The sequence below is a fragment of the Vibrio maerlii genome (genome assembly GCF_003415655.1).
GTDB classification, from domain to species: domain Bacteria; phylum Pseudomonadota; class Gammaproteobacteria; order Enterobacterales; family Vibrionaceae; genus Vibrio; species Vibrio maerlii.
Map to the genome: position 1 here is coordinate 1 of NZ_QRHC01000013.1, position 12,602 is coordinate 12,602.

The following is a 12,602-nucleotide window of genomic DNA, read 5'->3' on the forward strand; positions in this document are numbered from 1 at the left end:
TTTTTAACGTAATCGGCGTGTCCTGGGCAGTCTACGTGTGCGTAGTGACGAGTTGGAGTGTCGTACTCAACGTGAGAAGTTGCGATTGTGATACCGCGCTCACGCTCTTCTGGAGCGTTATCGATAGATGCGAAGTCTTTCGCTTCACCGCCGTACACTTTTGAAAGAGTAGTACAGATTGCAGCAGTTAGAGTTGTTTTACCGTGGTCAACGTGGCCGATAGTACCAACGTTTACGTGCGGTTTCGTACGTTCAAATTTTTCTTTAGACACGATCGTGTTCCTTCCTAGTTATGATTCGTCACGATCATTATTGATCGAGACGCGCCAGAAATTGCTATTTTATGCGCCAACTCGCGCTAGCGCAATATTTGGACGCATTGTTCTTCCAAAAAAGTTATTGAAAGATGCATCCAGTTTATTAACCACGCTCAGCAATGATAGCTTTTGCAACATTGTTCGGCACTTCGGCATACTCACTAAACTCCATAGAGTAAGAAGCACGACCTTGTGTCGCAGAGCGCAAATCAGTTGCGTAACCGAACATAACTGACAACGGAACTTGTGCACGAATTATCTTCAGGCCAGCTGTCCCCTCGTCCATACCTTCAATGATGCCGCGACGACGGTTAATATCGCCAACAACATCACCCATCCAGTCTTCTGGAGTAGTTACTTCAACTTTCATCACAGGCTCAAGCAGTACCGGTTGCGCATCAAGTGCACCGGTTCTGAAAGCCATCGAGGCAGCGATTGTAAACGCCATCTCACTTGAATCTGTTTCATGGTAAGAACCATCATATAGTGTAGCTTTGATATCCAAAACTGGATAGCCAGCAAGCACACCATTGTTCATCTGCTCTTCAACACCTTTCGATACTGATGCGATAAACTCTTTTGGTACAATACCGTTGTCAATTTCGTTAACAAAGACAAAGCCTTCGCCAACTTCTGAAGGTTCAATTTTAAGCCATACGTGACCATATTGTCCTTTACCCGCATATTCACGGATAAATTTACCTTCTGCGTTTGCTGTACCACGAATTGTTTCTCGGTACGCTACTTGCGGATTACCAACATTACAGTTGACGTTGAACTCACGTTTCATGCGGTCAACGATGATATCCAGATGCAGCTCACCCATTCCTGAGATCAGGGTTTGACCTGTTTCTTCATCTGACTCAACACGGAATGATGGATCTTCTGCCGCAAGCTTGTCTAACGCGATAGTCATCTTGTCCTGATCTGCTTGAGAAGCAGGCTCAACAACAATCTGAATTACAGGATCTGGGAATTCCATACGCTCAAGAACAATCTTATGGTCTTGGTCACACAGAGTTTCGCCTGTTGTAACGTCTTTCAAACCGATGATAGCAGCGATATCACCCGCTCGAACTTCTTTTACTTCTTCACGTTTGTTTGAGTGCATCTGTACGATACGACCTAAACGTTCACGCTTTTGCTTCACTGAGTTGTACGCTGTCTTACCGCTTTCTACGACGCCAGAGTAAACACGTACAAACGTCAATGTACCGACAAATGGGTCAGTTGCGATCTTAAACGCAAGAGCTGAGAACGGTTCGTTGTCATCGGCGTGACGCTCAACTTCATTTTCCTCAGCATCAATGCCTTTAATTGCAGGAACATCAACCGGTGAAGGAAGGTATTCAACAACTGCATCCAATACAGCTTGTACGCCTTTGTTCTTAAACGCACTACCACAAGTGGCAAGGACGATTTCGTTGTTCAGAGTACGAGTTCGTAGACCTTGTTTAATTTCAGCTTCAGACAGCTCACCTTCTTCAAGGTACTTGTCCATCAGTTCTTCAGATGCTTCTGCAGCCGCTTCTACAAGCTCAGTACGGTACTCTTCCGCCATCTCTTGCATATCAGCTGGAATCTCTTCGTAAGAGAAAGTCATGCCTTGGTCGGCTTCATTCCAGTTGATTGCCTTCATCTTGATTAGGTCAACCACACCCTTGAAGTTTTCTTCCGCACCAATGTTTAGTTGGATTGGAACAGGGGTTGCACCAAGACGATCTTTGATTTGTTCAACAACGCGTAGGAAGTCTGCGCCTGTGCGGTCCATTTTGTTTACGAATACCATGCGAGGTACGCCGTATTTGTCCGCTTGACGCCAAACTGTCTCAGACTGAGGCTCAACACCCGATGAACCACAGAACACAACAACGGCACCATCAAGTACACGCAAAGAACGTTCTACTTCAATCGTGAAGTCAACGTGTCCAGGAGTATCGATAATGTTGATACGGTGATCTTGGTATTGCGCTTCCATACCACGCCAGAACGTAGTGGTCGCTGCAGAAGTGATCGTAATACCGCGCTCTTGCTCTTGCTCCATCCAGTCCATGGTTGCTGCACCATCGTGAACTTCGCCAATTTTGTGAGAAAGGCCAGTGTAGAAAAGAATGCGTTCACTGGTAGTGGTTTTACCTGCGTCTACGTGAGCTACGATACCGATATTACGATAGCGCTCAATAGGGGTTTTACGAGCCACGGTTGAATCCTCTTAACTTAGAGACTTAGGGACTATTGCTATGTCTAATACTAGAACTATTTAGCTGGGAGCTAAAAAACACAGGTCCTAGAAATAGCAATAGTTCCTAGCTTGCGCATAGGAACTAAAGAAGTGGTGCAAGGAACCTTGCACCACTGAAAAGGTATTACCAACGGTAATGAGCAAACGCTTTGTTCGCGTCAGCCATGCGGTGAACGTCTTCACGTTTCTTAACCGCAGTACCTTTGTTCTCAGACGCGTCTAGCATTTCAGCAGCTAGGCGTTGAGCCATAGATTTTTCACCACGCTTGCGCGCAGCTTCAACCAACCAACGCATAGCAAGTGCGTTACGGCGAACCGGACGTACTTCTACAGGTACTTGGTAAGTTGAACCACCAACACGGCGAGATTTAACCTCTACCGCAGGGCGAACATTTTCAAGAGCTTCTTCAAATACAGCTAAGTGATCTTTACCAGATTTCTCAGCCATTGAATCTAGTGCAGTGTAAACGATTTTCTCTGCAGTAGATTTTTTACCGTCAACCATAAGGATGTTAACGAATTTTGCCAGCAGTTCTGATTTGAACTTTGGATCTGGAAGGATCTTACGCTGACCGATGACGCGACGACGTGGCATGGAATTTCTCCGTTGTCTTATTCTTCAGGTTATCCAAAACTTTACAGTTTCTTCAAAAATTAATATTAATTTTAGTGTTTGGCCTTACTTAACGCTTCTCTTTAAAAGAAAAGACGATTAAGACTTAGGACGCTTCACACCGTACTTAGAACGACCTTGTTTACGGTCATTTACGCCAGCACAGTCAAGTGCACCACGTACTGTGTGGTAACGTACACCCGGAAGGTCTTTAACACGACCGCCACGGATTAGAACAACTGAGTGCTCTTGAAGGTTGTGACCTTCACCACCGATGTACGAAGTTACTTCGAAACCGTTTGTTAGACGTACACGACATACTTTACGTAGTGCCGAGTTAGGTTTTTTAGGTGTAGTAGTGTAAACACGAGTACATACACCACGTTTTTGTGGACACGCTTCTAGTGCAGGCACGTTGCTTTTAACAACTTGCTTTGCACGAGGCTTACGTACCAACTGGTTAATAGTTGCCATTAACTAGCTCCTGATTTACTTAAAAGTAAGCTTTGTGAAAAATCTATCCCTGCAATGAGGGACGCAAAATTCTATTCAGGGATGGGAGGTGTGTCAAGGAAATAAACGGATCTTTTTTAATCAGTTTATGGCTATTTGGTAGGAAAAAGGATGAATAGCATTCTAGCCATCTAATTGCAGTTCAGATGGCCAGTAGATTAATCCCAAGTCATCGATTGAGTGTGTTGCTCTGTCAATTTCACAAAGCCGCTAAAATCGACTTGAGAAACGTTGTTGTCTATTAGTCGAGAGAGCCCTCTAGCGGCAATATCGGACTCTAGCAGGTGGACTTGAGCTAAATGCGATGCAATCAAACTAAAGTTATGGTGCGCAGAATTTGCAGCCGTTACGGCTTGCTCACACAATAGAACAGCATCGTTTTCACCTAGACAAAGCAACACTGAGCTTAACGCCGTGGTCGATTTAACGATATGAAGCATAACGGTCCTCTAAAACGTCAGTATTTTCTTGGTACTAGACAACTTGAGCTTGAGCTCCTCGGTTGTCACTGTTTCCGCATCAATAATCAGTTCAGCGTATTGGATACCCTGAGCTTGCAGAGAAGCATCATGTACATAGACCTGTTCAACATCATAAAGATCAAATAGCTTAAACATTGGCGCATAGTCTTTCATCAAACTCGATGTGGTATCTTGACCTACCAAAAGCTGATTTACGCCTTCATCCATGAAGATCACGCAGATGTCTTCACAATAAGCTGAGGCAGCTAGCAAGGCATCCACACCCTCTCGCCCAGCTGTCGAGCTATGTGGCGCACTGCGGAATACAAAAGTCATCGCACTCAAAACTGCACCACCCTATCTTGTGTCAGCATCGCCTCAGCTAGGCTACCTAGTCCCGCTTGCTCAAAGCCTTTCGCTATATTCTCGCCTTCCAGCTTATGCTGAGTTGCCTCATCATGCCCAACGATACCTCTACGCAGCGCGGCGGCAACACAGGTTTCTAGGCTAATATCATGCTTAAGAGCAAGCTCTTGCCAGGCTTTGACTAAGTTAAACTCATCGTTAGCAGGTACAGTCAGCGCACTTCCATTGCTCACGCCGTCGCGATAGAAAAACACACTCACTAATTTGTGTCCTTCCTCTATAACAGCATTAGCGAACTGATAGGCGTTATAAGCTGATTGACTGCCGTATACTGAACCATTCACCACTAGGGTGTAGTTTAAACTCAACTCTCGTCATCCTCTGTTTTACGCTGACGAATATAAAGGTAGACGGTGTGCTTGGAGATATTCAAGCGATCAGCCACACGATTTATCGCATCTTTGATATCAAAGATACCCTTGTCATAGAGTTCCATTACGATCTGACGGTTCTTAGTATTGTTAGACACAGACTTATCGGCATTGATTTCTTCAATCGTGCGCTCAACCGTTTGGTCAACCAGCTCTTCAACGTCACTTGCAAAGTTGACTGAAGACGCTGCTTCATTTGCTTCCTCAGTTGGCATGAACGATTGCAGAACTTGAGAAAAAGGTGCATCGAGGTTGACGTTGATACACAGTAAACCGATCACTCGATCGTCACCGTTACGAATCGCTACGGTAATAGACTTCATTAATACTCCGCCTTTTGCGCGAGTAAAATATGAACGAGAGAAATTACGCTTTGAGCCTTCGATATCTTTCAGCATTTTCAATGCAAGGTCAGTAATCGGAGAACCAACCTGACGGCCAGTGTTTTCACCGTTAGCAATTTTGATTGCTGACGTGTTCAGGTCTTCAAGAGAGTGCAGAACGATTTCACAAAAAGGGCCAATCAAGCTCGCGATGCCATCCACCACAGCTTCATATGAACGTAAGATGATTTTATCGTGCTCACTGAAAGGCTTTACATGTACCGACTCCATCTCAAGCAGCGAGTCAGTATTCACGGATTCCGTTGTTGTCATTATTTGCTTGCCTTAGCGCTTATTATCAACAAATTGATGTAAGTTTATCAGAAAAGTTTAAATTAACGACAGATTAAGATGCGAGAACTGTAGCCCTAGATCAAAAAAAGCGATGATCAAAAAAGCCAATGAGTCTCCCCATTGGCTTTGTACGTTAAGACATTACCCCAGGTTTTAAAAACCTTGAGATTATTGCGCCGCTTCTTCTTTAGCGATGCTTACTAGCTCAACTTCAAATACAAGTGTTGAGTTAGCTGGGATAGTTGGAGTGTCTTGCTCGCCGTATGCTAGCTCAGGCGGGATAACGAACTTGTACTTAGAGCCAACTTGCATTAACTGTACGCCTTCAGTCCAACCTGGAATTACACGGTTAAGTGGGAAAGATGCTGTCTCACCACGATCGTAAGAGCTATCAAACTGAGTACCGTCTGTTAGTGTACCCTTGTAGTGTACTTCTACAGTATCTGTTGCCAGTGGAGAATCACCCTCAGCTGACGTCATTACTTGATATAGAAGACCAGAATCAGTCTTAGACACGCCTTCTTGCTTCTCAAATTCAGCACGGAATTCTTCACCCGCTTGTACTGTTGCCGCTGCTTTTTCTTCTGCTTGTTGTTGCATCGTTTCTGCAACGCGCGCATCTAGCGCTTCAAGTGCAGCACGAGTTTCTTCTTCGTTTAGCTCGCCTTTTTCTGCAAATGCGTCTTCAATTCCTTTAAGAACTAGGTCTTTATTTAGAGTGATACCAATCTCGCTTGGCTTATCTAGGCTAGCGCTTAGGTAGTTAGCAAAAGATAGACCGATTGCGTATGCCGCTTTGTCATCTTCGCTCTGGAATACTACCGCTTTCGCTTCTTGTGCTTGCTCTGTTGCAGCTTCAGCTTTAGGTGCTTCTTCTTGCTGACAGCCTACTGCTAATGCAACAGTTGCTGCTAGCAAAGATACTTTAAAGAATGATTTCATTAATTTGCTCCAATAAATGGCCTAGCCAATTTTGTATTGCACACCAATCAGTTAACGGGTGTACTTGAATGTGTTATACCAATATAGCGACATCGTAGGGCGATCACCAAGAATAACTCCGTGTCGCTAAAAGTATTTAGATCATAACCACAGTGGATGATTCACCCAATGCGTGTAATTTCTCATTTAATCTTATGCTGTATTGTCATCGTTACGTTAAATGGTTGCTTCTTTTCTGATAAAGAAGACCAACGATGGGAGATTGAACCCAAAGGGTCCACCAGCTTTGCACTTAGTCGTGATGGTCGATTTGCTCTGTTGTACTCACAACAGGAGCAGTTATTACTATGGGACTTAAAAGAAGAAAAACAACTTGCTACCCTAGGTGAACAGGACGCTCAAGCGAGCTCTGTGTCACATATTCGCATATCCGATAACGGTCGCTTCGCGATTACCGCTACTCAAACCAACTTTGCCGTGTGGGATCTAACGATCAGTCAAGCCGATGGCTTATGGTCTATTTCGGATGGCCTGATTCGCGATGTCGATATTGCGAGTACGGGCGAGCAAGTGTTACTTGGTTTATCCAACGGTAAGGCAATCTTCATCGATTTAGTCACCGGGCGCCGCATAGAGTTCCTTGCACACCAAGAAAAAGTTAACACTGTGGCCCTCTCTCCCAATGGACGGTATGCCATTACAGGCGGAAATGACTACAAGGCCTACTTTTGGGATACCCGTAGCGGTCAAGCTTTACATGTATTTGAACACCCACAGAGAGTCAACCGAGTCGCCTTCCAAAGAGACGGTAAACTGGCTTTCTCATCTGATGGCGGCAACGATGCTTACGTATGGGATATCAAAACTGGTAATAAACAAGCGGAGCTGAGTTCTTTTTCACGCCAGCTTATTTTCTCTACGGCTCGATTTTCCGATGATGGTGCCATGCTGATCACGGGAACCCCTTCAGGGAGGGTCCAAGTCTGGGATACCTCTACTGGTGATGAACTTAATCGATGGGATGTTGAGCCGTTAAAAGATACTCGCCCTCCGCGTGCAGTCGTGTATGATGCTGCGTTCGATTCAGAGCAAAGAATTATCTCAGCCAGCTCGGCGGGAATTGCTCAGGCTTGGAAGCTTTAAGCCATAGAAGCTATGAGTCTTGGAAGCTATGAGTCTTGGAAGCTATGAGTCTTGGAAGATAGATATAAGTCTTGGAAACTATAAGGCCCTATTGGTAAGCAGAACCTAATATGAGTGATGATAAAGTAGAAGCGTTGCAACAACGTATTGACGATATGGAGTGTAAGATTGCATTCCAAGAGCAGACTATTGAAGAACTCAATGATGCCCTAACCCAGCAACAACTATTGATTGCTAAGATGCAAGATCAAATGAAGTATGTGGTTGGTAAAGTGAAGAATATGGATGAGGGCTCAAACATGTCTGATCCATCAAAAGAGCCGCCACCGCCGCATTACTAACCCAAAGCAAAACTGAATATTTGAGCTTGCGCTGTTAACCACACCACAAGCTCAACGATGAAGATCCTATTCGTCGGCGTAGATTTTAACGTCTAGTTTGCCCTCTACGTCGATACTTGCACGGTACATACCCGAGCTGTTCATTGCAAAATGGAGTTCACCATGGGTGTCTACTGCGATCAATCCACCCTCTCCTCCCATCTCTTTGAGTTCTCCTTGGATAATGGTTTCACACGCTGTATGGACATCTTCTTTTAGATAACGCATCCGCGCAGCAACATCACCAGCAACCATCTTTCTCATGAAATACTCGCCCATACCTGTGGTCGATACTGCAACATTTCCATTCTCAGCAATGGTACCTGCACCGATAATGGGAGAATCCCCCACGCGACCATATTTCTTGTTGGTAACCCCACCGGTACTTGTTGCTGCAGCTAGATTGCCATGTGAGTCAAGCGCCACCGCACCGACTGTGCCGTACTTTTTGTCATCTGGGTATTTGGCTTCGGAATCGTGCTTTTCATTGGAGTCGTATTTGGCCTCAGAAAGCGCAAACAAGCCTTTTTCTTTCATGGACTGCAATTGGTCATAGCGACGCTCGGTAAAGAAATAATCTTGCTCGGTATACGCATAGCCCTGCTCGAACGCAAATCGCTCTGCTCCCTCACCAATCATCAATACATGGTCACTGCAACGCATAACATCGCGAGCAAGCTCGATAGGATTTTGAATATGACGAACCCCAGCCACAGCACCAGCATCCATCTCACGCCCATGCATTACAGAGGCATCCATCTCAACAAACTCATCATGAGTTAATACCGAGCCTTTGCCAGCATTAAAGTGTGGACAGTCTTCCATCACCTTAACAGCAGCGACAACCGCATCTAAGGCATCACCATCCGCTTGCAATACTTGATATCCAGCTCTAACCGATAGCTCTAGCGCTGTAAGAATCTCGGTTTTAAGTTGCTCGCTCATTTGTTCACGCAAGATAGTACCTGCACCGCCATGGATTGCTATTGAAAATGGTTTGCTCATTCTTCATCCCTAAATATTTACTGCAGTACAGAGTCTGATACTCAGTAAGAAATGTCCACAAAAAAGCGCGACTCAATGAGCCGCGCTTTTAGATATTCTATTGATGCTTGGTTAGCAATCCGCTGTGCGGATTAGTGTGAACCGCAACCGCCGCCGCCACAACATTCGTGGTCGTCAGCTTTTTCTTCACCACCACAGCAGCCTTCTTCTTTATCGCCGCCACAGCAACCGCCGTCTTGGTGGATATGGCCGTGTTCGATCTCTTCTGCTGTTGCTTCACGTACTGCAACCACTTCAACATCAAATGTTAGCGTTTGGCCAGCAAGCATGTGGTTACCATCAACAACGACTTCGTCACCGTCAACTTCAGTAACTTCTACAGGGATAGGACCTTGGTCAGTATCCGCTAGGAAGCGCATACCTACTTCGATTTGGTCAACGCCTTGGAATACGTTAGCAGGAACACGTTGCACTAGTGCATCGTTGTGTTCGCCGTATGCATCCTCTGGAGAAACTGTTGCTGTGAATTTGTCACCCGCAACTTTACCTTCTAGCTCTTTTTCAAGGCCAGTGATTAGGTTGTTGTGGCCGTGTAGGTAATCTAGAGGTGCTTCAACTGTTGATTGATCGACAACGATACCGTCTTCAGTTTTCACTTGGTAAGCTAGGCTAGCTACAAAGTTGTTTTCAATTTTCATAGTTACTCCAAGGAGGGATAGTTCTAGAGCTTTAGGTTTCCCATAGGAAAAAAGCCCTAGCGAATAATCTTGTCTACCCGAGTATATGGGGGCGAATTAACGAATCCCAATCATTCGGGCTTAAAAATACCGATCATATTTGTAGCAGCTTGTTTTGGTACGTTATTTTTTTCTTCAATCGCTTTAGGCTCACGCTGTTCCAAAAACTCACACTCGACACACTCTACCCACTCGATGTTGTTTTCAATCCACCAGCGAAGTGTGTCTTGCTCGCTACAGCTTGGGCAATTTGCTCCGGCAATAAAACGCTTCTTCATTTAGTCTATCGCTCCCAGTAATTCTTGGACTGACTGTCGTTTTCCATTTCTCTATCGAAGATCTCTTCCAATTCTTTACGTGCTTCTTTTGCTCGTAAGGAGAGATCCTTATCTTCGTTGTGCTGAGGTATTAGCTCCTGCAGCATACTATTGTCTAGCTTTCTAAAGTGTGCCTGAGCTCTCGTGGCTTGATAAGGGTGCATACCCAACTCAATTAACGCCTGCTTACCCAAGTCTAGAGCGCTATCAAATGTCTCTCGGGAATAAAGGTCTACACCTAAGCTTAAGAGTTGATACGCTTCTACGCGGCTGCGCGCACGTGCCATTATCTTAAGATTTGGGAAGTGCTGTTGGCAGAGTTCTACCGTCTCTATGACTTGGTCCGGAGAGTTATTACAGATAATAATGGCTTCTGCTTTATCGGCCCCTGATGCTCTGAGTAAATCAAGGTGCGTTGCATCACCGTAGAAAACCTTGTAACCAAACTTTTTAAGCAGCTGCACCTGACTAGGATCACTCTCTAAGATCGTTACTCGAATCTTGTTGGCATACATTAATCGACCAATGATCTGACCAAATCGACCAAAGCCTGCGATGATCACCCTAGGTCTACGGTCAACCATGTCGCTATTGCTTGGAGTCTCTACCGTTGGATTAAGGCTACGAGAGAACCACCACTTCTGCCCGTTTAACAGCAGCGGTGTCGTCACCATGGATAAACTCACCACCACCAGTAAGAACGCCGTTTGCTCCGCCTGCAAGAGACCTTGTGAACTCGCCGCGGTAAAGATAACGAATGCAAACTCACCACCCTGACTCAAAATCGCGGCCATTTTACTTCGCGCCTTAGCACGCGTGCCCATGAGTCGCGCCAGCACGTAAAGGATTAACCCTTTGACCACCACTAAGCCAACAACGGCTGCTAATACATCGAGTGGCTGTAACCAAATCAATCCAAGGTTAACAGCCATACCAACCGCAATGAAGAACAGACCTAGCAATAACCCCTTAAAAGGCTCAATTGCAATCTCTAATTCATGACGGTACTCACTCTCAGCTAATAGTACCCCAGCAAGGAAAGTACCCAGCGCCATAGAAAGACCAAGCTTCTGCATCAATAGCGCGATACCAACGACAAGCAGTAGCGCAGCGACAGTAAAGAGCTCACGAACACCACTCATCACTACATATCGGAACAATGGACGAAGCAAGAAATGACCACCGACCAAAAGCCCAATGACCCCTGTTAGCATATAGACTGCACTGAGCCAGTCCCCACTGGTGTTGCCTGCCAACAGTGGCAACATGGCTAGCATTGGGATAACAGCAATATCCTGAAACAACAAGACGGCAAAACCAGACTGCCCAGCTTCAGAACCCGATAGTCCCTGCTCATCAATGACTTTTAGGGCAATTGCGGTGGAAGAGAGCGCTAACCCCATTCCCACGACCACACTCATCTGCCAGCTAAAGCCAAGCATATTAATGAAGGCCGCAATTAATGCCGTCGATATCACAACCTGCGCACCACCGAGCCCGAGAATGGGGCCCCGCATTTGCCAGAGCTTCTTAGGGTTGAGCTCTAAACCGATCAAGAATAGCAGCAGCACTACACCAAACTCAGCAAAATGCAGAATGGCATCAACGTCGCTGATAAGGCCAAGCCCCCATGGTCCTATAGCTACACCTGCCAGCAAATAGCCTAAAACAGAGCCTAAACCAGCACGCTGAGCAATAGGGACTGCCACCACCGCTGCAGTCAAAAAGATAACGCTGCTTTGTAGAAAGTCACTCTCTAGAGCCATATCAGTCACCTTGCTCCGAGTGTTCAATATTTGATAGCGGGTCGAGTAACCAAGAGCGATACAACTCCGCATGCTGATAGCGATCTAACTCACTGACATTACGAGCCCAGTAGAGAACCAGAGGCTCAATCCAAGTCATACGACACAAGGCTGCGGTCAGTTCGAAAGGGTGTAGGATTTGCTCAAGAGGGTATTTGTTGTAGCCATCCTCCGCGAAGGCTTCTTCATTACCACCGGTCGTAATAACGCTGCGCCAATACTTCCCTGCAAGAGCAGACTCTTCACCAAAAGCAAAACCTTTTCCTAGTACTCGGTCAAACCACTCCTTCAACAGCGCGGGACAAGAGTACATGTAAAGGGGGTGCTGAAAAACAATGACATCGTGCTGCAACAACAGCTCATGTTCATAATTCACATCAATGAAGAAATCGGGGTAGTTTGCATAAAGGTCATGGATGGTCACATGCTCAAGAGCGCCGATCTTTTTGAGCATCACCTTGTTTGCCACCGAGGTGGTTGGCTCAGGGTGAGCCACAATGACGAGAATGCGCGGCTTAACTGACGGGTTTTCCAATGAGGGCGTTGGGCGAAATATCTCTTTACTCATCCATGAGTTCCAATTTTTTATTGTCGTTTTTCTGCATCATAACCTAATTTCCAGTATGATCGACACTAGCACGGTATTTCACTCA

The 12,602-nt window shown here is 45.7% G+C and carries 16 protein-coding genes; 2 read left to right on the forward strand and 14 right to left on the reverse strand.

Translation table 11 applies throughout. The features are described 5' to 3' along the window. The 9 genes from DPF91_RS18535 to fkpA all read right to left on the reverse strand — a co-directional run. A partial coding sequence (locus tag DPF91_RS18535) for a GTP-binding protein (protein ID WP_241033858.1) occupies window positions 1-272 on the reverse strand: 272 nt, incomplete at its 3' end. A gap of 148 nt (window positions 273-420) precedes the next feature. Continuing rightward, window positions 421-2,517 carry an elongation factor G gene (gene fusA / locus DPF91_RS18540; RefSeq protein WP_117235940.1) on the reverse strand — a complete coding sequence of 699 codons (2,097 nt, stop codon included), beginning with the start codon at window positions 2,515-2,517 and terminating at the stop codon, window positions 421-423. A gap of 166 nt (window positions 2,518-2,683) precedes the next feature. After that, window positions 2,684-3,154, reverse strand: a complete 471-nt coding sequence (gene rpsG, locus DPF91_RS18545) for a 30S ribosomal protein S7 (RefSeq protein WP_009843437.1) — start codon at window positions 3,152-3,154, stop codon at window positions 2,684-2,686. Between the two features lie 117 nt (window positions 3,155-3,271). Continuing rightward, window positions 3,272-3,646 carry a 30S ribosomal protein S12 gene (gene rpsL / locus DPF91_RS18550; protein WP_004399892.1) on the reverse strand — a complete coding sequence of 125 codons (375 nt, stop codon included), beginning with the start codon at window positions 3,644-3,646 and terminating at the stop codon, window positions 3,272-3,274. A gap of 197 nt (window positions 3,647-3,843) precedes the next feature. After that, entirely contained in the window at window positions 3,844-4,125 is a 282-nt protein-coding gene (gene tusB, locus DPF91_RS18555) for a sulfurtransferase complex subunit TusB (protein WP_117235941.1), read from the reverse strand. Between the two features lie 9 nt (window positions 4,126-4,134). After that, entirely contained in the window at window positions 4,135-4,491 is a 357-nt protein-coding gene (gene tusC / locus DPF91_RS18560; protein WP_117235942.1) for a sulfurtransferase complex subunit TusC, read from the reverse strand. Then, window positions 4,488-4,880, reverse strand: a complete 393-nt coding sequence (tusD, locus tag DPF91_RS18565; protein WP_117235943.1) for a sulfurtransferase complex subunit TusD — start codon at window positions 4,878-4,880, stop codon at window positions 4,488-4,490. The genes tusC and tusD overlap by 4 nt, the downstream gene beginning before the upstream one ends. Next, window positions 4,877-5,599, reverse strand: coding sequence for a helix-turn-helix transcriptional regulator (locus DPF91_RS18570; RefSeq protein ID WP_117235944.1), 723 nt, complete (start codon window positions 5,597-5,599; stop codon window positions 4,877-4,879). The genes tusD and DPF91_RS18570 overlap by 4 nt, the downstream gene beginning before the upstream one ends. 189 nt (window positions 5,600-5,788) lie before the next feature. After that, on the reverse strand, window positions 5,789-6,562 hold the full coding sequence (gene fkpA / locus DPF91_RS18575; RefSeq protein WP_117235945.1) for an FKBP-type peptidyl-prolyl cis-trans isomerase: 774 nt from the start codon (window positions 6,560-6,562) through the stop codon (window positions 5,789-5,791). Between the two features lie 168 nt (window positions 6,563-6,730). Here fkpA and DPF91_RS18580 point away from each other — a divergent pair, with 168 nt between their 5' ends. Both DPF91_RS18580 and DPF91_RS18585 read left to right on the forward strand, forming a co-directional pair. After that, window positions 6,731-7,705 (forward strand): WD40 repeat domain-containing protein, encoded by a 975-nt coding sequence (locus DPF91_RS18580; protein WP_117236034.1) that lies wholly within the window; start codon window positions 6,731-6,733, stop codon window positions 7,703-7,705. Window positions 7,706-7,815: 110 nt separating this feature from the next. Beyond that, window positions 7,816-8,046, forward strand: a complete 231-nt coding sequence (locus tag DPF91_RS18585; RefSeq protein ID WP_117235946.1) for a SlyX family protein — start codon at window positions 7,816-7,818, stop codon at window positions 8,044-8,046. Between the two features lie 66 nt (window positions 8,047-8,112). Here the strand turns inward: DPF91_RS18585 and DPF91_RS18590 are convergent, their stop codons facing one another. The 5 genes from DPF91_RS18590 to kefG form a co-directional block, all read right to left on the reverse strand. Further along, the gene (locus tag DPF91_RS18590) at window positions 8,113-9,090 is read right to left on the reverse strand and encodes an isoaspartyl peptidase/L-asparaginase family protein (RefSeq protein ID WP_117235947.1); all 978 of its coding nucleotides are present in this window, start codon (window positions 9,088-9,090) and stop codon (window positions 8,113-8,115) included. 131 nt (window positions 9,091-9,221) lie between these two features. Next, window positions 9,222-9,788, reverse strand: coding sequence for a peptidylprolyl isomerase (gene slyD, locus DPF91_RS18595; protein WP_117235948.1), 567 nt, complete (start codon window positions 9,786-9,788; stop codon window positions 9,222-9,224). A gap of 110 nt (window positions 9,789-9,898) precedes the next feature. After that, on the reverse strand, window positions 9,899-10,105 hold the full coding sequence (locus DPF91_RS18600) for a YheV family putative zinc ribbon protein (RefSeq protein ID WP_117235949.1): 207 nt from the start codon (window positions 10,103-10,105) through the stop codon (window positions 9,899-9,901). Window positions 10,106-10,110: 5 nt separating this feature from the next. Continuing rightward, window positions 10,111-11,910 carry a glutathione-regulated potassium-efflux system protein KefB gene (kefB, locus tag DPF91_RS18605; protein WP_117235950.1) on the reverse strand — a complete coding sequence of 600 codons (1,800 nt, stop codon included), beginning with the start codon at window positions 11,908-11,910 and terminating at the stop codon, window positions 10,111-10,113. A 1-nt stretch (window position 11,911) separates the two neighbouring features. Continuing rightward, window positions 11,912-12,517 (reverse strand): glutathione-regulated potassium-efflux system ancillary protein KefG, encoded by a 606-nt coding sequence (gene kefG / locus DPF91_RS18610; RefSeq protein ID WP_117235951.1) that lies wholly within the window; start codon window positions 12,515-12,517, stop codon window positions 11,912-11,914. Between the last annotated feature and the right edge of the window lie 85 nt (window positions 12,518-12,602).